This is a genomic window from Qipengyuania flavescens (assembly GCF_029688735.1).
Classification (GTDB): domain Bacteria; phylum Pseudomonadota; class Alphaproteobacteria; order Sphingomonadales; family Sphingomonadaceae; genus Qipengyuania.
This window is the reverse complement of record NZ_JARULD010000002.1, coordinates 897,384-918,848: the sequence shown is the minus strand read 5'-3', so window position 1 is coordinate 918,848 and position 21,465 is coordinate 897,384. Positions and strand designations below refer to the sequence as shown.

The window sequence follows — 21,465 nt, the reverse complement described above, 5'->3', positions numbered from 1 at the left end:
GCTTACTGCAGTTCGAAGGCTGCCGAAATGTCGAGATCGACTTCACTGCCGACCATCGGAGCACCGTAGCTCACGCCCCATTGTGTGCGGTCGATTGTGGCGCGGCCGTGGAAGCCGACCGTTTGTGCCTCGCTCATCGGGTTCTGGCCCGCGCCGGTGAACTGCACCGCCATCGTGACGGGGCCGGTATTGCCGTTCATCGTAAGCTGGCCGGTCACGACGGCAGTGGTGTCGCTGGTCTGGCGTACCGACGTCGAAACGAAGCGTGCTGCCTCGGGCTCGGCGCCGAAGAAGTCGGGCTCGGCACCATCCTCGCCGGGACGAAGCAGATGATCCCGCAACCCTTCGCTGGGCACGGCGACGCTGGTGATCGGAATGGTGATGTCGAACTCGGTGGCGGCGATATCGGCCGGATCGAGCGTCATCGTGCCTTCGATGTCGCCGAACAGGCCGAAATAGTCGTTGAAGCCGAAATGGCTGACGCTCCACTGGACCAGCGTATGCGCAGGGTCGAGCGCGTAGCTGCCCGCGGCAACACGGCTGACGTCGATCGTGCCCGGGATTTGCGGCTGCTCTTGCGCCGAGATGGAGGTAACGGCGAGCGTGCCGCTGGCGGCGAGAGCGAGGGCGAGGATCGGCTTTTTCATGGTCGGTCTCCTGAAAGGTTCGCTCACAGAAAACCCGGAACGCTGCGCCGTTCCGTCTATCGCCGATACAAAAAGGCGATCACACTATCCGAGCGCCGCGCGTTCCCCAGGGGTAAGCCGGCGAGGTGTCGCAATCGGCTCGAGCGTTTTCGGATCGAACAGCGGATTGCGCCGCCTGTCGCCGGAGACGATGTCCTTGACCAGACGCTTGAAAAAGCTGCGCAGCAGGGCTGCCATCGACATTGGTTTCAGATCGCCGGTTTCGCCCGGCGCGTCGGCAAGATGCAAGTGTCCGCTTGGCTCACCAAGCGCCGCTCGCCCGGCCTCGTCGCAATTGGCTAGCAAGATCGTGGTGTAAGGCAGCTTGCCGTTGGCGTAGGTATTGAACAAAGGCGTATCGCAGCAGCCGGCATACCAGCGCAGCGTCGGTTTGTCCGTCATATGAACCCCCGCCAGCCTGTCCTCGCCGGATGCGAAGCGCAATCGCGCGCAGCGTGTCTGGTAGAGCGCAGTGCCACCGGCACGCTCGAGAATGCGCTCCTCCGCGCCGAGTAGCTTCGGGACCGCCTGAGAGTCGGTGCAGTGGCAATAGACGTAATCGCCCTGTTTCGGACCGACGTCGGTGATAGACCCGGTCACGGTGCCGCAAGCGCAAGAAAAGGACATGTCGGTCATCCCGCCATGCTTCCCGTGCGCTCTGCCAAAGTCACCGGGATTTCGACTAGTTGCGTTCCTTGTCGACCAGCTTGTTGGCGCCGATCCACGGCATCATGGCGCGAAGCTGCGCTCCGGTCTTCTCGATCGGATGCGCGGCTGCGGCCTTGCGGCTTGCCTTGAGTTCGGGCTGACCGGCCTGGTTGTCGAGCACGAAATCCTTCACAAAACGGCCCGACTGGATGTCCTTGAGGACGCGGCCCATTTCGGCCTTGGTCTCGCCGGTGATGATACGCGGGCCGGTCTTGATGTCGCCGTATTCGGCAGTGTTCGAGATCGAATAGCGCATGTTGGCGATGCCCCCTTCGTAGAGCAGGTCGACGATCAGCTTGGTTTCGTGGAGGCACTCGAAATAGGCCATTTCGGGCGCGTATCCGGCGTCCACCAGCGTTTCGAAACCGGCCTGGATGAGGTGGGTGATCCCGCCGCACAGCACGGCCTGTTCGCCGAAAAGGTCGGTCTCACACTCTTCCTTGAAATCGGTCTCGATGATGCCGCTGCGCCCGCCGCCGACGGCGCTAGCGTAAGAGAGCGCGAGCTGCTTGGCGAAGCCGTTGCCGCCTGACTGGCTGCTCTCTTGGTGGACCGCGATCAGGCAGGGCACACCGCCGCCCTTGATGTATTCGCCGCGCACGGTGTGGCCGGGGCCCTTGGGGGCGATCATGATGACATCGACATCGCCCGGCGGGTCGATCAGGCCGAAATGGATATTGAGGCCGTGTGCGAAAGCGAGAGCGGTGCCGGGGCGCATCTTGCCCGCAATTTCGTTCGCATAGATCGCAGCCTGGTGCTCGTCGGGCGCGAGGATCATAAGCACGTCGGCCCATTCGGCAGCTTCCGAAACGGTCTTGACGGTGAAGCCCGCGCCTTCCGCCTTCTTCGCCGTGGCCGATCCCTCGCGCAGCGCGATGACGACTTCGCCGACCCCGCTATCGCGCAGGTTCTGGGCGTGGGCATGGCCCTGGCTGCCATAGCCGACGATGGCGACCTTCTTGTCCTTGATCAGCTGCTGGTCGCAATCGGCATCGTAATAGACTTGCACGTGTCTTGGTCCTTTTGTTCTCTCGTCACCCCGCGCACGCGGGGGTCCCGCTTCCTGTCATGTCGCTCGGTCCCGCAAGCGAGCGGGATCCCCGCCTTCGCGGGGATGACGAGCGGTGGTGTCCTTCAGTGTCTCTCCGCTCCGCGCATCATACCGACGATCCCCGAGCGCCCGACCTCGATGAGGCCGAGTTCGCGCATCAGGGCGATGAAGCTGTCGATCTTGTCCGGCGCGCCGGTCAGTTCGAAAACGAAACTGCTGGTAGTGGTGTCGACGACATTGGCGCGAAACAGTTCTGCGATGCGCAGCGCCTCGACCCGGTTGTCGCCCTTGCCGGCGACCTTGACCAGCGCCAGCTCGCGCTCGACATGCGCGCCGCTTTCGGTGAGGTCGATGACTTTGTGCACCGGCACCAGCCGCTCCAGCTGCGCGCGGATCTGGTCGATCACCGGTTCCGGACCGCGCGTCACGACGGTAATGCGACTGATCGCGTGGTCTTCCGAAATATCGGCCACGGTCAGGCTGTCGATATTGTAGCCGCGCGCCGTGAACATGCCGGTGATCTTGGCGAGGATGCCGGGTTCGTTGTCGACGATCACGTTAAGGACATGCCGCTCGGAGGCTTGCTCTGCGATTTTCACGTCGAATGTCCCTCCCAAACCGGTTCGAACATCCGCCCGGCGCCATCGTATTCACGGAGAAAATCCCGACCGCGCCGGATGGCTTCGAAATTCTCGGTCTGGCGGCTGAGGTCCAAGGTCTCGAGCAAGAGTACCCAAATGCCGTCGTCCTGCTTCTGCGCGACATCCATACCGAGAAAACGCTGCCCGCTATCCTCGATCCAGTCGAGCATTTGCTCGGCGTGCTGACGATCGAACCAGACGCGGCGTTCGGCCTGTTGTGCGAACTCCGACGGTATTTTTGCGTGTATACCCATCAGACCAGGGCCTTCGCTTCGTCGTCCATGGTGCCGCCGACCTGGTCGCCATAGAGCAACATGTCGGTATGCGCCGCGCCGCTGGGGATCATCGGGAAGCAGTTTGCTTCTTTGGCCACCATGCAATCCACAATCACCGGCCCGTCATGCGCGAGCATGGCTTCGATCCCGGCGTCGAGCTGGCTTTCGTCCTCGATGCGGATGCCTTTCCAGCCATAGGCTTCGGCCAGCTTCACGAAGTCCGGCAGGCTGTCGGAATAGCTGTTCGAATAGCGGCTTTCGTAGGTCAGTTCCTGCCACTGGCGGACCATGCCCATATATTCGTTGTTGAGGATGAACACCTTGACCGGCAAGCGATACTGGCTCGCCGTGCCGAGTTCCTGGATGTTCATCTGGATGCTGGCTTCGCCCGCGATATCGATCACCAGTCTGTCCGGATTGCCGAGTTGCGCGCCGATAGCTGCGGGCAAGCCATAACCCATCGTGCCGAGACCGCCGCTGGTCAGCCACTTGTTCGGACCCATGAAACCAAAATACTGCGCCGCCCACATCTGGTGCTGGCCGACTTCGGTGCTGATGATCGGGTCGCGGTCCTTGGTCAGGGCGAAGAGGCGCTCCACGCTCTTTTGCGGCATGATGAGGTCGCCGCCCTTGTCGGGATAGGCGAGGCAGTCGCGCGCCTTCCAGCCGAGAATGCGGGCCTTCCATTCGCTCAGGTCGCGCGTCTTGCGGCTCTTGAGACCTTCAAGCAGCTGCTCGAGCACATGGCCGCAATCGCCGACGATGCCTAGGTCGACGGGCACGATCTTGTTGATCTGCGCGCGGTCGATGTCGATGTGGATTTTCTTGGCCTGCGGTGCGAAGGCGTCGAGCCGGCCGGTCACGCGATCATCGAAACGCGCGCCGACTGCGATGATGAGGTCCGCCTTGTTCATCGCCATATTGGCTTCGTAAGTGCCGTGCATACCCAGCATGCCGAGCCAGTCGGGATGATCGGCGGGAAAGGCGCCGAGCCCCATCAAAGTGCTCGTCACGGGTGCATTGGTTGCGGACTGCAACTGGCGAAGCGTTTCGGACGCCTGCCGCCCCGCGTTGATCACGCCGCCGCCGGTATAGAACACAGGGCGTTCCGCCTTGGTGATCATCTCGACCGCCTCGGCGATCTCGTCCGCTGCGCCGATCATGCGAGGCTGGTAGCGGTGCGAGGGCAGGGGGGTCTCGTCCTGCACGCTCGCATCGGCCAGTGCGATCTGGACGTCCTTGGGAATATCGACGACGACGGGGCCCGGGCGACCCGTAGTGGCGATGCGGAACGCCTCGTCGATCGTGGCTCGCAGCCGCTCTGGGTCTTTCACGAGATAATTGTGTTTGGTGCAGTGGCGGGTGAGGCCGACGGTGTCGGCTTCCTGAAAGGCATCGGTGCCTATCAGCGCAGTGGGCACCTGGCCGGTGATCACCACCATCGGGATCGAGTCCATATAAGCATCGGCAATGCCGGTCACTGCATTGGTCGCGCCCGGCCCGCTGGTGACGAGGACCACGCCGGGCTTGCCGGTGGAGCGGGCATAGCCTTCGGCCGCATGCGCCGCGCCGGCTTCATGCCGCACGAGGATGTGGCGAATATCCTCGTCCGCGAAGAGCTCGTCATAGATCGGCAGCACCGCACCGCCCGGATAGCCGAACACGAATTCGACACCCTGCCGCTTGAGGCAATCGATCAATATGGCAGCACCGCTGCGCTCGTCCGTCACGTCATTCTCCGGGCCATATGGCTAGGTCCTAGGCACAAATCGGCCCGGTGCTGGGGTCTGAAGCACCGGGCCGACTGGAACCCTGATACGCCCTTCGGCATTACGCGGTCAACCGCCTTATTGAAATAAAGAAACAAAAAAATCGCACGCCGCGATAGTTTTGTTATCCGCTCTCGGCCAGTCCGGCGGCGGTTGGTTGCGGAACCAGGTGTATTGGCGCTTGGCATACTGGCGTGTGGCGGTCTGCCCAGCGGCGATCGCTTGGTCGCGCGATAGTTCGCCTTCGAGCATGGCCGCGATCTCCGGAACACCGATGGCGCGCATAACCGGGCACGCCGGATCGAGCTTGCGGGCGAGAAGCGCTTCCACCTCTGCCAGGGCGCCGCCATCGACCATGCGTTCGAACCGCAAATCGCAGCGGGAGTAGAGCCAATCGCGATCGGGCAATAGCACCAGCGGATGCAGCGCGATTTCGGTGCCGATCCCGCCGGTCGGGCGATCCTGCCAATAGACCATCGGATGCCCGGTCGAGCGGACGACCTCCAGCGCGCGCGCCATGCGTTGCACGTCTCGCGGACCAAGCCGGCCGGCCGCTTCGGGGTCCTCTGCGACCAAGGCTTCTCTCAAATCTACCACCGAAAGCGTTCGGACCGTTTCGCGGATGCCCGGGTCGATGGCCGGGATGGGGGAGATGCCGTCGAGCAGTGTTCGCATGTAGAGACCCGTCCCGCCGCACAGGATCGGGACGCCGCCATCTGCGTGGACCTGTTCGATCTCCTGCTTGGCTGCCGCGGCCCAGTCGGCGGCCGAACAGGCCCGCGCGCCGTCCCAGGTGCCGAACAGGTGGTGCGCGATGCCGCCCATCTCCTCCGCAGTCGGGCGGGCAGAGAGGATATGCAGGTCGCGATAGACCTGCTGGCTATCCGTATTGATCACCGCGCTGCGCCGTCCGCTCGCCTCAAGCCGTTGCGCCAGCCGTACGGCGAGATCGCTCTTGCCGCTCGCAGTCGGCCCTGCAATGAGCGCGACCGACGGTTTTTCAGGAGATTGCGTAGTGCTCATCGCCCGGCTGATAGCAGACCAGCAAGGCATCGAAACCCGTGTCGATGCGGCAACGAAAGCGCTCGCCGAAGCGGACATGCCGGTCGCGATGGCGGGCATGCTCGATTTCTGCGGAGACGTGTTGCAATTCGCGCTGCCGCATGGCGATCCCGCGCAGCTGACCGCACTGCTGGTAGAGCACTTCGGCGAGGTCGACCTGCTCGTTGCCGATCACGAAATCGAGGTGCCGCGCCTGTTCGTCTCGGACATGGATTCGACCATGATCGGGCAGGAATGCATCGACGAGTTGGCGGACTTCGCCGGTTTGAAAGAGCGGGTCGCTGCCATCACCGAACGGGCCATGCGCGGCGAACTCGATTTCGCCGACGCGCTGACCGAGCGGGTCAGCCTGCTCGAGGGGCTGGAGGAAACAGCCATCGACCGATGCTTGGCCGAACGGATCGTGCCTGTCCCTGGCGCGCGGACGCTGGTGGCGACACTGGCCGAGAAAGGATGCCGCACCGTCCTGGTGACCGGAGGCTTTCATCATTTCGCTGACCCGGTCGCGGAGCGATTGGGATTCGAACGGGTCGTCGGCAATCGCCTTGGGGTGCACGACGGGAAGCTCACCGGTGAACTGGCCGGCCCCATAAGCGATGCCTCGACCAAGCTCGCAACGCTCGAGGAAGAGCGAGGCCAGCTGGGCGAAGGGGCGAGGGTGCTGGCCACCGGCGACGGGGCGAACGACATTCCGATGATCGAGGCGGCGGATTACGGCATTGCCTATCGCGCCAAGCCAAAAGCGCGCGATTCGGCCAATGGGAGGATCGCGAACGAGAACCTGACGTCTATCCTGAAGTTGCTCGGAATCCCGCAATCCGATTGGGTCGAAGGTTAATATTCCGATGGCGCGCATTTCCAATCATGCGCTGCGGCTCTCGAATATGTAAGCCGGAAAGAGGTTTGCATAATGAATGAACATATCAGCTTTACTGCCGCGATAGACGCAGCCTCGGATGGCACGCCGCTGCGGCACCCGGATCGTCCCCAGCCGAAATACCGGCCGCTTGCCGCCATCAGGGGCTTTCGCGAGCTGTTGAAGGACAAGGAAAACACGGCGATCGTCTTCCAGATCTACGACGCGCTACCGTCGAAAAGCTTTGTGCCGCGGGTGCGCGATCTCGCGCTCAGTCCGCGCGGCGAGGAATTGCGCGAGCGTGAGCCGTTTCTTCCCACACTGCTCGACGATCACGACATGCTGCGCACCTTTCCGCAAGGCAGTGTCGCGCATGCCTATTGCGACTTCATGGAGAGCGAAGGCCTGACAGCTGCCGGACTGGTGGAAGAATCAGAAAAGTCCGGTCGTCCGACATATCCCGATCTGGTCCAATGGTTCGGCTTCCGCCAACGCGACACGCACGACCTGATGCATGTCCTGACCGGATATGGTCGCGACGCGCTTGGGGAACAGTGCGTACTGCTGTTCACGCACGGCCAGTCCCCGAGCCAGGGGCACTTGCTGCTCGGCTATGCCGGATCGCTGCACATCAAGAAGCTGCGGAGGGGCAGCCAAGCCCCGGTGCTCAAGGCAACGCGCGAGGCACATCGTACGGGCAAGGCATGTCCGCCGCTTGTCGGCCTATCGATCAGGGATTTGCTTGCGAAGGATCTCGGCGAAGCGCGAGCCGAGCTCGATATTCCCGAGCCACGTTGGTACCTTGAATGTCACCGTATCTGGCGCGAGGAAGGGATCGATCCGTACGATTTGCTTGCAGCGCCGAACACGGAAAGCGCTGCCGCCTGACGGTCAGAGCCAGCTGGCGATTTGGGACAGCGGCTTCTTCTCGGTCGCTTTCTTCGGGACGGTAGCATCGTCCGACGGCAAGCCGGCAACCACGATCATCAGCGGCTTCTCATGGTCGGGTCGCCCGCAAATCTCGCGTAAAAAGCCCATCGGCGAAGGCGTGTGGGTCAGCGTGGACAAGCCGGCCTCGTGCAAGGTCGCAACCAGCATGCCGCAAGCGATGCCGACGCTTTCGTTGACGTAGTAATTCTGTGTCTGTCCGTCCTCCCCGATCCCGCCCTTGCGCTGCGCGAAGACCACGATCAGCCACGGAGCGGTTTCCAGGAACGGCTTGTCCGCATCGGTGCCGAGCGGGCCGAGCGCTTCCAGCCATTCGTCGCTCGCCTTGCCGCTGTAGAAGGCGCGCTCTTCCGCCTCGGCCGCCTCGCGGATGGCGCGCTTGGTTTCGGGTGATGAGACGACGGCGAAATGCCAGGGCTGGTGGTTTGCGCCATTGGGCGCGCTGCCTGCTGCCTCGATAGCCGCCTCGATAACCTCGCGCGGGACCGGCGCGTCGGAGAAATGCCGGCAGCTGCGCCGTTGCTTCAGACGGTCGCGCATCGTGCGGGCGCGCAAGACTCGCTCCTCGTTGGCGAGGGCAGGCATGGAGTAAGGCAGACTATCTTGATCGCGCATGTCGAAGCTTTCGGATAGGCGAGTCAGCGCAGGTCCTTGCAGATGACGAGTTTGAGACCCGACCAGATTTCGTCCACCACGCATTTCTTCGTATCGACGAAGCCGATAGCAAGCCCTGCTTCGCGGACATCGTGCTCGTCGATCTCGGTGTCGACGCCGACATCTTTCTTTGGCCAGCTGACCCAGACGTGCCCGTCAGGCGCGATGCTGTGGCGCAGTTCCGCGAGTTTGCGTTCGAGCAGGGCTTTTTCGGTCACGAAAATATGGGCTGCATCGGGCCGCTCGTCCGGGCTTGCCACGAAGGTCAGATCGAGAGCGTATTCGCCGATCTCGTCCTGCACGTTTTCCGGCATTTCGTAGAACCAGACTCGCAGGCCATCACGCAGCGAGAGCTTCTTGGCGAGCGGGGTGTCGGAATAGCCTGCGGTCATGTCAACTTCGTTCCATCGCCAGTCCGCACACCTGTAGACGCTGCGCTTAGCCGTCCATCCACTCGCTGAAGAAGCTGCGATGGGCGGCGCGCATCTCGTCGACAGACTTGCCGAACAGCTTGCTGCCGCTGGTCTTGCCGATGCGACGGAAGCCGATTGCGGCGGTTTCGTCGTTCTCCGTGCCCTTGGCGAGCGCCTCGTTGAGCGCTTGCGTATCGGGAACGGTCACGACGTAGCGGCCCTGGTCTTCGCCGAACCACCACGCGGCCTTGCTATATTCCTCGTTCCACTCGACCTCGGCACCGATGCCGCCTGCCATGGCCATCTCGGCGAGCGCGATGGCGAGGCCACCGTCGGAGACGTCGTGGACCGCGCTGACGAGGCCGTCGGCAATCAGCTGGAGCACGATCTTGCCCGCGTTCTTTTCGACCGTGAGGTCCGTTGGCGGAGTGCGGCCTTCGTCGCGGCCGTGAATTTCGCTCAGCCACAGCGACTTCCCGAGATGCGAGCGTTCGGGATCGGCGGTCGCCCATTCCTCGGCGTGGATGAGGTAGATCGCCTCGCCCTCGGCCTTGAACGGCATGGTCATCATGCGGTCGTAGTCGTCGATCAGGCCGACACCGCCGATGGCAGGGGTGGGCAGGATTGCGCTGCCACCACCGGTCGCCTTGCTCTCGTTGTAGAGGCTGACGTTGCCGCTCACGATCGGGAAATCGAGCACGCGGCAGGCGCGGCCCATGCCTTCCAGTGCATGGACGAATTGCGCCATAATTTCCGGGCGCTGCGGATTAGCGAAGTTGAGACAATTGGTCACCGCCAGCGGACGCGCGCCCACTGCGCACAGGTTCCGGTAGGCCTCGGCAATCGCCTGCTTGCCGCCTTCATAGGGATCGGCATGGACATAGCGCGGCGTGCAATCGGTGCTGATCGCCAGCGCCTTCCTGGTGCCATGGACGCGGACCACGCCCGCATCGCCGCCGGTCTGGAGCGTGTCCGCGCCGACCTGGCTGTCGTATTGCTCGCTGATCCACTTGCGCGACGACAAATTGGGCGAGGCGAGCAGCGTCATCAGATCGCCGCCGACATCGTCGGTGTCCGGACGCTCGGTCATGGGCTCGATGCCGGCCCAGGTGATGTATTCTTCCTTCGAAAGGTAAGGGCGGTCGTATTCGGGCGCATCGGCCGCGAGAGGGCCGAGCGGAATGTCGCAGACGATCTCGCCGCCGAACTCGAGTACCATGTGCTGCGTGTCGGTGACTTCGCCGATGACCGCGAAATCGAGCTCCCACTTCTCGAAGATGGCCGCCGCCATCGCTTCCTTGCCGGGCTTCAGCACCATGAGCATGCGCTCCTGGCTCTCGCTCAGCATCATTTCGTAAGGCGTCATGCCTTCTTCGCGGCACGGCACCTTGTCCATGTCGAGGCGGATGCCGGCTTTGCCGTTGGTCGCCATCTCGACGCTCGAGGAGGTAAGGCCCGCTGCGCCCATGTCCTGGATGGCGACTATAGCATCGGTCGCCATCAGTTCGAGGCAGGCTTCAATGAGCAGCTTCTCGGTGAACGGGTCGCCCACCTGAACCGTGGGACGCTTGGCTTCGGCGTCTTCCTCGAAGTCGGCGCTGGCCATGGTCGCGCCGTGGATACCGTCGCGGCCGGTCTTGGAGCCGACATAGACGATCGGATTGCCCACGCCGGTCGCGGCCGAATAGAAGATCTTGTCCGCATCGGCGACGCCGACGGTCATCGCGTTGACGAGGATGTTTCCGTCGTATGCCGGGTGGAAATTCGTCTCACCGCAGACGGTCGGCACGCCCACGCAATTGCCGTATCCGCCGATCCCCGCGACCACGCCCTGGACGAGGTGCTTCATCTTCGGGTGGTCGGGCCGCCCGAAACGCAGCGCATTGGCATTCGCCACCGGGCGCGCGCCCATTGTGAAGACGTCGCGCAGGATGCCGCCGACGCCGGTCGCCGCGCCCTGGTATGGCTCGATGTAGCTCGGGTGATTGTGGCTCTCCATCTTGAAGATGGCGGCCTGGCCGTCGCCGATATCGATTACGCCCGCATTCTCGCCCGGGCCGCAAATTACCCATGGCGCCTCGGTCGGCAGCTTCTTCAGATGCAGGCGGCTGCTCTTGTAGGAGCAGTGCTCGCTCCACATCACCGAGAAGATGCCGAGTTCCACGAGGTTCGGCTCGCGGCCCAGCGCATGCAATACGCGATCGTATTCTTCCTCGCTCAGCCCGTGCTGGGCGACGACGTCGGGGGTGATGGCGGACTCGGGTATGCTCATGGCCCGCGCCCTTAGCGGGGCGGGGTCGCGACCGCTAGTCCCACCTCGCTCTTATGCCACCGTGTGAGGCTGACCCAATAGGCCAGCGCGGTGAGCAGACCGAAGGCGAACAGCCCGGTTGCGAGGAAGGCGAAATCGGCGGCCTGTGGTTCCGGCCCGAACCAGTTGATCGCTTGCAATGCGAGCAAAGCGAAGAGCAATACCAGCGGCGGCACGATCGGGCCCTTCGTGCGCCGCATATACCACCAGAAGGCGAGGGCGATCAGCCCGAGTTCCAGAGGCATTTCGATGAGGGGCATATCCCACAGTCCGAAGCCGTATTTCCTTTCTCCACCGGCGATGGTGAGGTCCGGGCGGTGCGCCAGCAGGTCGAGCAACCAATGTGACAGGACGACGATGCCCGCCCAAGTGGCTGCAATCGCGTTGCGCGACAGGAGGAAGACCAACGCGGCAAAGGCGATAGCGAACCCTCCGGTGCCCACCAGACTGTGCGTGATCGGCATGTGATAGAAATCCATCGGGTTCATCTCGGTGATGCCCGGCACCACGCGCATCTTCTCTATACCGACCATCGCAAACAGGAAGAACGCCCAGTCGACCAGCTGCGCGGCTATAAACAGCGTGCCCAGGCGCGGAGCGTCCTTCGTGATCGCTTTCGCGGCTAGGGCAGGTGCGAAGTGGCCGATGAACACGTTTCGCTCAGACCAGCTTCGTCGCCGCGAATGTCGCGACACTCGCCGCGACCGCCGTGGCGAAGGCGCCCCAACAGATGTCCGCGAGCGTCACCGTCGTGGACCACTGCCGCAGCGTTGCCTGGTTGGTGAGATCGTAGGTCGCGTAACACAGCGCCCCCAGCAGCGCGCCGTTCAGCGCCGCCATCCCGACGCCGCCAGCCAGACCGGGACGCACCGCGAACCAGACGATCCCGGCGATGTAGGCGACATAGAACACCAGCGCCGGAGCCATGCGGAAACTGTCCGCCAGCATGTCGCCCAAGCGAGGGCGGTAGAAATTGTCGCCGGCCCAGCCAAGCCAGAGGGCGTCGAGCACGCCGAAAGCGATGGCGGCGGCGACAAAGGCGACAATCCACGTCATATCGGCTCCCCGGTGTTTCGGTTTACTTGACCGCCCACGCCCGCGCGGTCAATGCTCCGCCGCGATGACAGAGCAAGACACTCCGATTGCAGATATGAGTTTCGAAGAGGCCCTGCGCGCGCTCGAGGGCGTGGTCCGCAGGCTAGAGAGCGGCGATGTCCCCCTCGACGAAAGCATCGACCTCTATGAACGCGGCGAGGCACTGCGCAAGGCGTGCCAGGCGCGGCTCGATGCAGCGCAGGCGCGGATCGAGAAGATCGTGCAGGGGGCCGACGGCAAGCCGGCAGGGACCGAGCCCTTCGATGCAGGCAGCCCCGCGTGAACGCGATGACGGCCATGCCCGATATCCTCGCGACAGCATTCGAGCGCATTCAGGCCGAGATCGATAGCGCCTTCGACGCCTTCCTGCCCGTCCCGGACGACAGCCGCGCTCCGCTGATCGAGGCGATGCGCTATGCCGCGATCGGTGGTGGCAAACGCGTGCGCCCGCTGCTGCTGGCGGCGACGGCGGATCTCTACGGCGTCAATCACAGTGCGGCGGTGAACGCGGGCTGTGCGGTCGAGGCGATCCACGCCTATTCGCTCATTCATGACGATCTGCCCTGCATGGACGACGACGATCTGCGCCACGGCAAGCCGACGCTGCACAAGGCCTTCGACGAGGCGACGGCGGTGCTGGCGGGCGATTGCCTTCACGCGCTCGCTTTCGATATCCTGACGCAGCCCGACACTAGCACCGATCCGTTCGTGCGCGCCGAGCTGGTCGCGACGCTTTCGCGCGCTAGCGGGCATGACGGCATGGCCGGCGGGCAGATGATGGATATCGCCTCCGAACAGCAGCAATACGATCTGCGCCAGATCACCCGGCTGCAACAGCTAAAGACCGGCGCGTTGCTGGCTGCCAGTGTCGAAATGGGTGCCGTGCTCGGTCGGGTTCCGCTGGAGGGCCGCACGCATCTTCGCGCCTATGCCCGCGACATCGGCCTCGCCTTCCAGATCGCCGACGATTTGCTCGACGTCGAAGGCGACGAGGACAAGGCAGGCAAGGCGCTGCGCAAGGACGAAGGGCAGGGCAAGCAGACCTTCGTCACGCTGATGGGCGTGGACCAGGCCCGCGCGCAGGCCGAAATGCTGGTCGAGCAAGCGGGCAAACACCTTGCCAGCCACGGCGAAGACGCGCGGCTGCTGGTCGAACTGGCGCGCTTTATCGTGAAGAGGGACCATTGATGGCAGAGCGCATCGGCATCTACCCGGGCACATTCGATCCCATCACGCTGGGCCATGCCGACATCCTACGGCGCGGTTCGAAGCTGGTCGACAAGCTCATCATCGGTGTGACGACCAACCCGTCCAAGAACCCGATGTTCTCGACCGAAGAACGCTTCGCCATGGTCGAGCGCGAAATTGCCGACATGGGGCTTACCAATGTCGAGGTGGTCGGCTTCAATGCCCTGCTGGTGAAATTCGCGCAGAAGATGGGCGCCAACGTGATCATCCGCGGGCTGCGCGCTGTGGCGGATTTCGAATACGAGTACCAGATGGCCGGCATGAACCAGCAACTCGACGACGACGTCGAGACCGTGTTCCTCATGGCCGATGTCTCGCTCCAGCCGATCGCCTCGCGGCTCGTCAAGGAAATCGCGATGTTCGGCGGCGACATCAGCCCCTTCGTCAGCAAAGCCGTATGCGACGAAGTGGTCGCGCGGGTTAAGCAAACCGGTCTCCGCGGCGATTATTGAGACTCACCAATGCTATTCATTGAATGGACAGACCGCGCTCGTTAGACGGGCGGCAATCCAGACACATCGACGGGATACCCATGTTCAAGACTTCGCTTGCCCTTGCCGCCGCTGCACTTGCCGCGACCATGCCCATCGGAGCCATTGCGCAGGACGCCGAAACGCCGGCTGCGGCGCAGGACACGCGCACGTATGACCCGGTCAGCTTCGACATGGCGGTGGAGCCGGAGAATATCCTCCTGCTCGACCTGTCGAACGGAGAGCGTGTCGCGATCCGCCTGATGCCGGGCTGGGCGCCGAACCATGTGGAGCGGATCAAGACGCTCACCCGCCAGGGTTTCTACGACGGTGTGATCTTCCACCGCGTGATCGACGGCTTCATGGCGCAGACCGGCGATCCGACCGGCACGGGGACAGGTGCATCGCAGCTTCCGGACATCAATGAGGAATTCAATCCGATGCCGCATGTCCGCGGCACGGTGGCCATGGCCCGCGCGGCAGACGAGAACAGCGCGAACAGCCAGTTCTTCATCGTCTTCTACCCGCGCTTCAGCCTCGACCAGAAATACACGAATTTCGGCCGCGTGATCTCGAACATGGCTGCGGTCGACGCGATCCAGCGCGGCGAGCCGCCGCAGAACCCGACACGGATCCTGCAGGCTTCGATCGCCGCCGATGGCAAGCCCGTGCCGGTCAACACCGCGCCGCGCGCTGCCGACGAAATCAGCGTCGACGACCTCAACGCGCCGATCCAGGAATAGCGTTTGCGCCTTCGACGACGCGCGCTTAATCGGCGGCCGTTATGCGCGTTGACCTGTTCGATTTCGACCTCCCGCAAGAACTGATCGCGCTGCGTCCGGCGCGGCCGCGGGATGCAGCACGTATGCTCGTCGTCCGCGGAGAAGAGCCTTTCGAAGATGCGGGCGTGAGCGATTTGCCGCGCCTGTTGAGGCGCGGCGACGTGCTGGTGTTCAACGACACCCGCGTGATCCCGGCGCAGCTCGAAGGTCGGCGCGGCGAAGCGAAGATCGGTGCGACGCTGCACAAGAGGATCGATCTGAGACGCTGGCAGGCGTTCATCCGCAACGCCAAGCGATTGCGTCCGGGCGAGACAGTCGCGTTCGGCGGAGGCGTTTCGGCGACAGCGGAAGAGCGCCTTGCCGATGGGAGCTTCGTCCTCGCCTTTCACGGAGAAGAACCGGTCGAAGTCCTGCTCGAGCGGGCAGGGCGCATGCCGCTGCCGCCCTATATCGCGGGCAAACGCGCGACGGATGCGCAGGACCGCGAGGACTACCAGACCATGTTCGCGCGGGAGGACGGAGCCGTCGCCGCGCCGACTGCTGCGTTGCATTTCACGCCGCGCTTGATGGACGCATTGGATGCTGCGGGCGTCGCGCGCGAAACGCTGACGCTGCATGTCGGGGCGGGGACTTTCCTGCCGGTCAAGGCCGACGATACCGACGACCATGCGATGCATTCCGAATGGGGCCGGATCGAACCCGGGACGGCCGAGCGGCTGAATGCGGCACGGGCAGCGGGCGGGCGGATCATCGCCGTCGGCACAACCAGCCTGCGCCTGCTCGAGAGCGCGACGGGCGAAGATGGCGTAATCCAAGCCTTCGCGGGTGATACCGACATCTTCATTACACCCGGATATCGCTTCCGCGCGGTGGATGGCCTGATGACCAATTTCCACCTTCCGAAATCGACGCTGATGATGCTGGTCAGCGCCCTGATGGGGCGCGATCGGATGATGGCGGCCTACGAGCATGCGATCGCCAACGACTACCGTTTCTTCAGCTACGGGGACTCATCGCTGCTTTTGCCCTGAACCGGGAACAGGCTGCCGGTGTCGAGCAGGCGGTCGATCAGCGCGTCGTCCGCCGGAATACGGCCGTCAAGCATGAGCATGGCGATGCCATGCGCTATCGACCAGGCTTGCAGGGCGAGGCGCTCCGCCTCCTCGCGCGTGGCGGACAACTCACAAGTTAGTTCGGTCAGCAATTCGCGTGCGGGATCCGGGTCCTCATCGCCAAGCTCGACCGGCTCCCCCTGCGTAAACATCAGGCGAAACAGAACAGGATGGGCGAGCGCGAAGCGGACGTAAGCTCGTCCCGTCAGAGCAAATTTGTTCGATAGATCGTGAGACGTGTCCGCGGCCTCTTTCTGAGCAATCCCAAGCAATTTGGAGCCTTCGCGGGCGAGGGCCCGGTTCAGGGCCTGCTTGTCAGGGAAGTGCCGATAGACCGCGGTGGCGGAAACTCCCACGCGCCGTGCCAGTTCGCGCAGCGAAGGCTCCTTGCCCCCGTCGCCCTCCAGCGCTGCAATGCCCTCTTTCAAAAGGGCATCGCGCAGGCTGCCGTGATGGTAAGTCTCGACCGATGTTGACACTGTTATCATTGCCTCTATGTTGACGGTGTTCACTTTAGACAAGGCGATTCGGACATGGCAAGCGTCATAGAGAAAACCATCCGCAAGGCCGTCACCCCGGCGATCCAGGCTGTCGCGAGCGTCAATCGCACGCGCTTGCCGGAACCGTCCGAAAATCCGTTTCTCAATGGCGTCCACACGCCGATGAAGGACGAGAAGACGATCGAGAACCTGGCGGTGACCGGTACGATCCCCGCCGAACTCGATGGTCGCTATGTCCGGATCGGCCCAAATCCCTTTGGTGATGCGGGCAAGGGGCATCACTGGTTCATCGGCGATGGCATGGTCCACGGTGTCCGGCTTAGGGACGGCAGGGCCGAATGGTACCGCAACCGCTTCATCCGTTCGCACGAGCTTCAAGCGAAAGGTGGCCCGAAAGGCGTCGGCGGTCCGCGTCGTGGGTACAGTGACACGGTCAATACCAATGTCATGGGAATCGGCGGTACGATCATGGCGCTGGTCGAAGCGAATTCCTATCCCGTCCAGCTGGACGAGAATCTAGAAAGCGCGGCCTACAGCAATTTCGGGGGAGGTCTTGCGGGATCCTTTACCGCCCATCCGCACCAGTGTCCGGTGACCGGAGAGCATCACGCGATTTGTTATCAGGCGGACAAGCCCAACCGGATCTGGCACGTCGCATTGAACGAGCAAGGCGAAGTTCTGCGCGAGATCGCCATTCCGGTCGTCAACGGCCCCTCAATCCATGATTGCGCTCTGACAGAGAACTACGTCGTCATCCTCGACCTGCCGGTGACCTTTTCGATGAAGGCACTGCTCGCAGGCCAGCGTTTTCCCTATCGCTGGAACCGCGAGCATCGGGCGCGCGTCGGGCTGCTGCCACGCAAGGGCGGCGCAGATGACATCGTGTGGTGCGATGTCGATCCCTGCTACGTGTTCCACGTCGGCAACAGTTTCGAGGCCGAGGGCAAGGTCGTGACCGATCTCTGCGCATACGAGACCATTTTCGACGGTGAGATGCCGGGCCCATATGGCAAGCCGCTAGGTCTTGAGCGCTGGACTGTCGATCCCGCGACACAATCGGTCGAGCGTGTGACGCTCGATGCCGAAGGGCAGGAGTTCCCTCGACCCGACGAACGCTATTTCACCAAGCCCTATCGCTATTTGTGGTCGGACGGGCTCGAAGGCGATCTCGATTTCGTCTCCGCCCTCCCGATCTATCGCCACGACCTGCAGACCGGCGAAAAGATCGAACACGATTTCGGCGAGGGCCGCATCCCTGGCGAGTTCGTTTTCGTGCCGCGCAGCCAAGATGCTCCGGAAGGAGATGGCTGGATCATGGGCTATGTCATAGATCGCAACGAGGCCACCAGCACGCTCGAAATCCTCGAGGCCGTCACGCTGGAGCCGGTCGCGTCCGTACATATTCCGCATCTTATCCCGCCGGGCTTTCACGGGAACTGGATTGCCGCTAGCCACGGCTGAGTGGAGCCGATTCTCGAACTCAGCGGCCTGACCAAGGTCTATCCCGGCGGGCTCAAGGCGCTCGACGATGTCGATCTCACCATCCGCAAGGGCGAAATATTCGCGCTGCTCGGGCCGAACGGGGCGGGCAAGACCACGCTGATCGGTGCGGTTTGTGGACTGGTGCGTCCGAGCGGCGGGACGATCCGCGCTTTCGGACACGATCTCGCCACCGACTGGCGCAAGGCGCGCGCCCGCATCGGACTCGTCCCGCAGGAACTCAGCACAGACATGTTTGAACCGGTGAAGCGGGCGGTCAGCTATTCGCGCGGTCTCTTCGGTCTCCCGCCCGATCCGGCGCGGATCGAGGAAATCCTGCGTAGCCTCAGCCTGTGGGAGAAGCGCGACGAACGGATCATGGCCCTGTCGGGCGGGATGAAGCGCCGCGTCCTTATCGCCAAGGCACTGGCGCACGAACCCGACCTGCTATTCCTCGACGAGCCCACGGCCGGCGTCGATGTCGAGCTGCGGAAGGGCATGTGGGCGATCATCGACCAGATGCGCGCGCGCGGCGTCACGATCATTCTGACGACCCACTACATCGAGGAGGCCGAGGAAATGGCGGACCGCGTCGGCGTGATTCGCAACGGCCAGATCATCGCGGTGGACGAGAAGGACGCGCTGATGGCGAAGCTGGGCCGCACCGAAGCGCATATCGCTCTCGCCGAACCGATGCAGACATTGCCGCCGGCTATCGCGCAATTCCCGGTCGAGATAGAGCAAGACGGTATGTCGCTCTGCTACCGCGGCGGGGACGGCACCGGCCGCGGCAAGGCCGAAGTCGCGGACCTCACTAAAGCGCTCACCCGCCAAGGCATCGACTATGTCGGTATCGAAACGCGGGAGAGCAGTCTCGAAGACATCTTCGTCTCGCTGCTAGGGGAGAACGCCCGATGATCGCTTGGCGCTCCACCTGGTCGATCTACAAGCGCGAACTGCTGCGTTTCCTGCGGACCGCCTTTCAGTCCGTCCTCGCGCCCGTGCTGACGACGACGCTCTATTTCATCGTCTTCGGCGCGGCCATCGGCGGGCGCATGCCCGACCTTGGCGGAGTGGACTACGGCGCATTCATCATACCGGGCCTGCTGATGCTGACCCTGCTCGGCGAGACGACCAGCAACTCGAGCTTCGGCATCTACATGCCGCGCTTCACGGGCACGATCTACGAGCTTCTGAGCGCGCCCGTCGGCGTGGCCGAAACGCTGATCGGCTTCGTCGGGGCGGCGATGACCAAGAGCCTGATCCTGGCTGCCATCATCTTGGCGACGGCGCGCTTCTTCGTCGATTACAGCATCGCCTATCCGCTGCTCGCCGTGCTCTACATCATGCTGGTCGCGGCGGCTTTCAGCCTGTTCGGCTTTATCCTCGGCATCTGGGCGGACAATTTCGAGAAGCTTGGCATCATCCCGATGCTGTTCCTCACCCCGCTCACCTTCCTCGGCGGAACATTCTACTCGATCGATATGCTGCCAAGCCCTTGGGACACTATCGCTTTGGCCAATCCCATCGTCTACCTCGTCAGCGGCCTGCGCTGGACCTTCTATGGCAGCAGCGACGTCAACATCTGGGTCAGCTTCGGCATCAGCCTCGCGTTTCTCGCCGCCTGCACGGCGGTGATCGCCTATATCTTCAGGACAGGTTGGCGCCTGCGGGCGTGATCGCCGAACCTTTCTGACAGGCTCTTTCCGCGTTCAGAATCCGGACAGCCGGTCGGGCGCAATTGCGCCGGTGCGCCACGGGAAACGGCGCTACAGATTCAAGGATAGAACATGAAGAAAATCGCATTCATCACCGCCGCCGCAGCAGCAGCCATCGCGCTGCCGAGCGCTGCGCAGGCGCAGGACGTGGTGCCGGGTAACGGCTTCATCGGCGTCCAGGCCGGCGTCCACGACCTCGGCCTCGACGACGAGTTGGAAGACATCGGCCCGGGCCTCGAACTCGACGATTCGAGCCCGATCTTCGGCGTCTTCGCCGGCTACGACGTCCCCGTCGGCCCCGCGCTCTTCATCGGCGCGGAAGCCAACTACAATTTCGGCACTGACGCGCTGGACGGCGATTACGGCGCGAATGCCCGTCTCGGCTTCAGCGTCCCCGGCGGTGCGAAGATTTATGGTCGTGCCGGCATCCAGGCGATCAAAGTCGATTATAGCGAAATCATCAACGACGATTCGATCGATTTCGACGGCATCGACGATACCGAGAGTGATTACCTTGTCGGCATCGGCGCGGATGTTCCGGTCGGTCGTGCTTTCGTGCGCGGCAATCTCGACACGATCAGCTTCGACACGATGCGCGCAACGGTCGGCGTCGGCCTGCGCTTCTGATAGCACTTCTATCAAAGTCTTCGATGAGGCCGGTTTCCGCAAGGGAGCCGGCCTTCTTCCTATACGGGGTGGCGAGGTCGCGCCGAGCACGCTAGGCGCTCGCCCATGCCACGAATTCGCCTTTCCACCCTTGCCATCCTGACGGCGCTCGCAGCCGCGACACCAGTGAGCGCACAGCTGCCGGACGGCGCGCGCCAGATGATCGATGCCGCTCTTGCCAGCGGCGACGATGCCAAGATCGCTACCGTGCTCGAACTTGCCCGGACCACATGGCCCGACGAGGCTGACGACATCTCTGAAATCGAGAGCGAATGGCAGGCGGCCAAGTCCGAACGCGCCGCTGCCGCCGCCAAGGCGGAAGAGGAAGCCATTCGCTCCGCAGGGCTGTTCGATCGCTGGAGCGGGGAAGGCGAACTCGGCGGCTTCCAATCGAGCGGCAACAGCGACACCGTCGGCCTGTCCGCCGGACTGAAGCTCAAGCGTGAAGGGATCGACTGGTCGCACCGCCTGCGCGCCGGTTTCGATTACCAGCGCCAGAACGGTGTCACCAGTCGCGAGCAATTGCTGGCAGCATACGAGCCGCGCTGGCAGTTCGGCGAGAACGTCTTCGCCTATGGACTCGCCCAATACGAACGCGACCAGATCCAGGGGGTCGACGCACGCTATGCCGTCTCCGGTGGCCTCGGTTACAAGGTGGTCGACCGCGAGGGGCTCAGCCTGGCAATCAAGGCCGGCCCAGCCTATCGCGTGACGGAATATACCGACGGGCGTAGCGAAAGCCGCTTGGCGGGCCTCGCCGGCTTCGATTTCGACTGGCAGATATTCGAGCGGCTGACGCTGACGCAGGATGCGAATGCCGTGGCCGAGACCGGCGGCGAGGCGCTGGTCATCGTCGATGGGTCGAACACCACGCTCAACCTGATCACCGGGCTTGATTTCAAAGTGAGCGACAGCTTGCGCGCGCGGATGTCATACCAGCTCGATTACGACAGCAATCCGCCCGCCGGGAAAGTGTCGACCGACACGCTGACCCGCGCCACGCTGATCTACGGTTTCTGAC

The 21,465-nt window shown here is 63.3% G+C and carries 25 protein-coding genes; 12 read left to right on the top strand and 13 right to left on the bottom strand.

What is annotated here, in order from left to right; all coding sequences use genetic code 11:
- Positions 1 to 2: 2 nt before the first annotated feature.
- The 7 genes from P8R33_RS09780 to miaA form a co-directional block, all read right to left on the bottom strand.
- On the bottom strand, positions 3 to 647 hold the full coding sequence (locus P8R33_RS09780) for a YceI family protein (protein ID WP_278328786.1): 645 nt from the start codon (positions 645 to 647) through the stop codon (positions 3 to 5).
- Positions 648 to 731: 84 nt separating this feature from the next.
- Positions 732 to 1,313: a DUF6151 family protein gene (locus tag P8R33_RS09775; RefSeq protein ID WP_278328837.1), complete on the bottom strand. Its 582-nt coding sequence runs from the start codon at positions 1,311 to 1,313 to the stop codon at positions 732 to 734.
- A gap of 55 nt (positions 1,314 to 1,368) precedes the next feature.
- The gene (ilvC, locus tag P8R33_RS09770) at positions 1,369 to 2,403 is read right to left on the bottom strand and encodes a ketol-acid reductoisomerase (protein WP_278328785.1); all 1,035 of its coding nucleotides are present in this window, start codon (positions 2,401 to 2,403) and stop codon (positions 1,369 to 1,371) included.
- A gap of 125 nt (positions 2,404 to 2,528) precedes the next feature.
- Positions 2,529 to 3,044, bottom strand: a complete 516-nt coding sequence (gene ilvN / locus P8R33_RS09765; RefSeq protein ID WP_278328784.1) for an acetolactate synthase small subunit — start codon at positions 3,042 to 3,044, stop codon at positions 2,529 to 2,531.
- Positions 3,041 to 3,340, bottom strand: a complete 300-nt coding sequence (locus P8R33_RS09760; protein ID WP_278328783.1) for a hypothetical protein — start codon at positions 3,338 to 3,340, stop codon at positions 3,041 to 3,043. The genes ilvN and P8R33_RS09760 overlap by 4 nt, the downstream gene beginning before the upstream one ends.
- Positions 3,340 to 5,091 (bottom strand): biosynthetic-type acetolactate synthase large subunit, encoded by a 1,752-nt coding sequence (ilvB, locus tag P8R33_RS09755; protein ID WP_278328782.1) that lies wholly within the window; start codon positions 5,089 to 5,091, stop codon positions 3,340 to 3,342. Before ilvB ends, P8R33_RS09760 begins: the two co-directional genes overlap by 1 nt.
- A gap of 117 nt (positions 5,092 to 5,208) precedes the next feature.
- The gene (gene miaA, locus P8R33_RS09750; RefSeq protein ID WP_278328781.1) at positions 5,209 to 6,153 is read right to left on the bottom strand and encodes a tRNA (adenosine(37)-N6)-dimethylallyltransferase MiaA; all 945 of its coding nucleotides are present in this window, start codon (positions 6,151 to 6,153) and stop codon (positions 5,209 to 5,211) included.
- On the opposite strand from miaA, the gene serB reads away from it, so the two are divergent.
- A complete protein-coding gene (gene serB / locus P8R33_RS09745; RefSeq protein ID WP_278328780.1) occupies positions 6,146 to 7,030 on the top strand; it encodes a phosphoserine phosphatase SerB in 885 nt (294 codons plus the stop codon). The genes miaA and serB overlap by 8 nt on opposite strands.
- A gap of 72 nt (positions 7,031 to 7,102) precedes the next feature.
- Complete coding sequence (locus P8R33_RS09740) at positions 7,103 to 7,936, top strand: Coq4 family protein (protein WP_278328779.1); 834 nt, start codon at positions 7,103 to 7,105, stop codon at positions 7,934 to 7,936.
- 3 nt (positions 7,937 to 7,939) lie between these two features.
- Here P8R33_RS09740 and P8R33_RS09735 read toward each other — a convergent pair whose 3' ends face one another.
- From P8R33_RS09735 to P8R33_RS09715, 5 genes are read right to left on the bottom strand one after another with little or no spacing between them, the layout of a single operon-like run.
- Complete coding sequence (locus P8R33_RS09735) at positions 7,940 to 8,581, bottom strand: nitroreductase family protein (RefSeq protein WP_446532502.1); 642 nt, start codon at positions 8,579 to 8,581, stop codon at positions 7,940 to 7,942.
- A 53-nt stretch (positions 8,582 to 8,634) separates the two neighbouring features.
- A complete protein-coding gene (locus P8R33_RS09730; RefSeq protein WP_278328777.1) occupies positions 8,635 to 9,042 on the bottom strand; it encodes a DUF3052 family protein in 408 nt (135 codons plus the stop codon).
- Between the two features lie 46 nt (positions 9,043 to 9,088).
- Entirely contained in the window at positions 9,089 to 11,335 is a 2,247-nt protein-coding gene (gene purL, locus P8R33_RS09725) for a phosphoribosylformylglycinamidine synthase subunit PurL (protein WP_278328776.1), read from the bottom strand.
- Positions 11,336 to 11,346: 11 nt separating this feature from the next.
- Complete coding sequence (locus P8R33_RS09720; protein ID WP_278328775.1) at positions 11,347 to 12,027, bottom strand: hypothetical protein; 681 nt, start codon at positions 12,025 to 12,027, stop codon at positions 11,347 to 11,349.
- 7 nt (positions 12,028 to 12,034) lie between these two features.
- The gene (locus P8R33_RS09715) at positions 12,035 to 12,430 is read right to left on the bottom strand and encodes a DUF2177 family protein (RefSeq protein ID WP_278328774.1); all 396 of its coding nucleotides are present in this window, start codon (positions 12,428 to 12,430) and stop codon (positions 12,035 to 12,037) included.
- 64 nt (positions 12,431 to 12,494) lie between these two features.
- On the opposite strand from P8R33_RS09715, the gene P8R33_RS09710 reads away from it, so the two are divergent.
- The 5 genes from P8R33_RS09710 to queA all read left to right on the top strand — a co-directional run bounded on the left by P8R33_RS09710 (position 12,495) and on the right by queA (position 16,000).
- Positions 12,495 to 12,752: an exodeoxyribonuclease VII small subunit gene (locus P8R33_RS09710; protein WP_278328773.1), complete on the top strand. Its 258-nt coding sequence runs from the start codon at positions 12,495 to 12,497 to the stop codon at positions 12,750 to 12,752.
- Between the two features lie 5 nt (positions 12,753 to 12,757).
- Entirely contained in the window at positions 12,758 to 13,657 is a 900-nt protein-coding gene (locus tag P8R33_RS09705) for a polyprenyl synthetase family protein (RefSeq protein ID WP_278328836.1), read from the top strand.
- A complete protein-coding gene (gene coaD, locus P8R33_RS09700) occupies positions 13,657 to 14,169 on the top strand; it encodes a pantetheine-phosphate adenylyltransferase (protein ID WP_278328772.1) in 513 nt (170 codons plus the stop codon). The genes P8R33_RS09705 and coaD overlap by 1 nt, the downstream gene beginning before the upstream one ends.
- An 80-nt stretch (positions 14,170 to 14,249) precedes the next feature.
- Positions 14,250 to 14,930 (top strand): peptidylprolyl isomerase, encoded by a 681-nt coding sequence (locus tag P8R33_RS09695; protein ID WP_278328771.1) that lies wholly within the window; start codon positions 14,250 to 14,252, stop codon positions 14,928 to 14,930.
- A 41-nt stretch (positions 14,931 to 14,971) separates the two neighbouring features.
- Positions 14,972 to 16,000: a tRNA preQ1(34) S-adenosylmethionine ribosyltransferase-isomerase QueA gene (gene queA, locus P8R33_RS09690; protein ID WP_278328770.1), complete on the top strand. Its 1,029-nt coding sequence runs from the start codon at positions 14,972 to 14,974 to the stop codon at positions 15,998 to 16,000.
- Here the strand turns inward: queA and P8R33_RS09685 are convergent.
- Positions 15,970 to 16,593, bottom strand: a complete 624-nt coding sequence (locus P8R33_RS09685) for a TetR/AcrR family transcriptional regulator (protein ID WP_278328769.1) — start codon at positions 16,591 to 16,593, stop codon at positions 15,970 to 15,972. The genes queA and P8R33_RS09685 overlap by 31 nt on opposite strands.
- A 21-nt stretch (positions 16,594 to 16,614) precedes the next feature.
- Here P8R33_RS09685 and P8R33_RS09680 point away from each other — a divergent pair, with 21 nt between their 5' ends.
- From P8R33_RS09680 to P8R33_RS09660, 5 genes are all read left to right on the top strand, one after another.
- The gene (locus P8R33_RS09680) at positions 16,615 to 18,042 is read left to right on the top strand and encodes an 8'-apo-carotenoid 13,14-cleaving dioxygenase (RefSeq protein WP_278328768.1); all 1,428 of its coding nucleotides are present in this window, start codon (positions 16,615 to 16,617) and stop codon (positions 18,040 to 18,042) included.
- Positions 18,043 to 18,978, top strand: a complete 936-nt coding sequence (locus tag P8R33_RS09675) for an ABC transporter ATP-binding protein (RefSeq protein WP_278328767.1) — start codon at positions 18,043 to 18,045, stop codon at positions 18,976 to 18,978.
- Positions 18,975 to 19,739, top strand: a complete 765-nt coding sequence (locus P8R33_RS09670; RefSeq protein WP_278328766.1) for an ABC transporter permease — start codon at positions 18,975 to 18,977, stop codon at positions 19,737 to 19,739. Before P8R33_RS09675 ends, P8R33_RS09670 begins: the two co-directional genes overlap by 4 nt.
- A 111-nt stretch (positions 19,740 to 19,850) precedes the next feature.
- Positions 19,851 to 20,405 (top strand): outer membrane protein, encoded by a 555-nt coding sequence (locus tag P8R33_RS09665; protein ID WP_278328765.1) that lies wholly within the window; start codon positions 19,851 to 19,853, stop codon positions 20,403 to 20,405.
- A 105-nt stretch (positions 20,406 to 20,510) separates the two neighbouring features.
- Positions 20,511 to 21,464 (top strand): DUF481 domain-containing protein, encoded by a 954-nt coding sequence (locus P8R33_RS09660; RefSeq protein ID WP_278328764.1) that lies wholly within the window; start codon positions 20,511 to 20,513, stop codon positions 21,462 to 21,464.
- The last annotated feature ends 1 nt before the right edge of the window (position 21,465 follow it).

Excerpts from the sequence above, each read along its gene's own strand:
- P8R33_RS09780 (WP_278328786.1), bottom strand. The coding sequence starts at position 647 with ATGAAAAAGCCGATCCTCGCCCTCGCTCTCGCCGCCAGCGGCACGCTC.
- P8R33_RS09775 (WP_278328837.1), bottom strand. The coding sequence starts at position 1,313 with ATGTCCTTTTCTTGCGCTTGCGGCACCGTGACCGGGTCTATCACCGAC.
- P8R33_RS09760 (WP_278328783.1), bottom strand. The coding sequence starts at position 3,340 with ATGGGTATACACGCAAAAATACCGTCGGAGTTCGCACAACAGGCCGAA.
- miaA (WP_278328781.1), bottom strand. The coding sequence starts at position 6,153 with ATGAGCACTACGCAATCTCCTGAAAAACCGTCGGTCGCGCTCATTGCA.
- P8R33_RS09740 (WP_278328779.1), top strand. The coding sequence starts at position 7,103 with ATGAATGAACATATCAGCTTTACTGCCGCGATAGACGCAGCCTCGGAT.
- P8R33_RS09735 (WP_446532502.1), bottom strand. The coding sequence starts at position 8,581 with ATGCCTGCCCTCGCCAACGAGGAGCGAGTCTTGCGCGCCCGCACGATG.
- P8R33_RS09730 (WP_278328777.1), bottom strand. The coding sequence starts at position 9,042 with ATGACCGCAGGCTATTCCGACACCCCGCTCGCCAAGAAGCTCTCGCTG.
- purL (WP_278328776.1), bottom strand. The coding sequence starts at position 11,335 with ATGAGCATACCCGAGTCCGCCATCACCCCCGACGTCGTCGCCCAGCAC.
- P8R33_RS09715 (WP_278328774.1), bottom strand. The coding sequence starts at position 12,430 with ATGACGTGGATTGTCGCCTTTGTCGCCGCCGCCATCGCTTTCGGCGTG.
- P8R33_RS09710 (WP_278328773.1), top strand. The coding sequence starts at position 12,495 with ATGACAGAGCAAGACACTCCGATTGCAGATATGAGTTTCGAAGAGGCC.
- P8R33_RS09705 (WP_278328836.1), top strand. The coding sequence starts at position 12,758 with ATGACGGCCATGCCCGATATCCTCGCGACAGCATTCGAGCGCATTCAG.
- coaD (WP_278328772.1), top strand. The coding sequence starts at position 13,657 with ATGGCAGAGCGCATCGGCATCTACCCGGGCACATTCGATCCCATCACG.
- P8R33_RS09695 (WP_278328771.1), top strand. The coding sequence starts at position 14,250 with ATGTTCAAGACTTCGCTTGCCCTTGCCGCCGCTGCACTTGCCGCGACC.
- queA (WP_278328770.1), top strand. The coding sequence starts at position 14,972 with ATGCGCGTTGACCTGTTCGATTTCGACCTCCCGCAAGAACTGATCGCG.
- P8R33_RS09680 (WP_278328768.1), top strand. The coding sequence starts at position 16,615 with ATGGCAAGCGTCATAGAGAAAACCATCCGCAAGGCCGTCACCCCGGCG.
- P8R33_RS09670 (WP_278328766.1), top strand. The coding sequence starts at position 18,975 with ATGATCGCTTGGCGCTCCACCTGGTCGATCTACAAGCGCGAACTGCTG.
- P8R33_RS09665 (WP_278328765.1), top strand. The coding sequence starts at position 19,851 with ATGAAGAAAATCGCATTCATCACCGCCGCCGCAGCAGCAGCCATCGCG.
- P8R33_RS09660 (WP_278328764.1), top strand. The coding sequence starts at position 20,511 with ATGCCACGAATTCGCCTTTCCACCCTTGCCATCCTGACGGCGCTCGCA.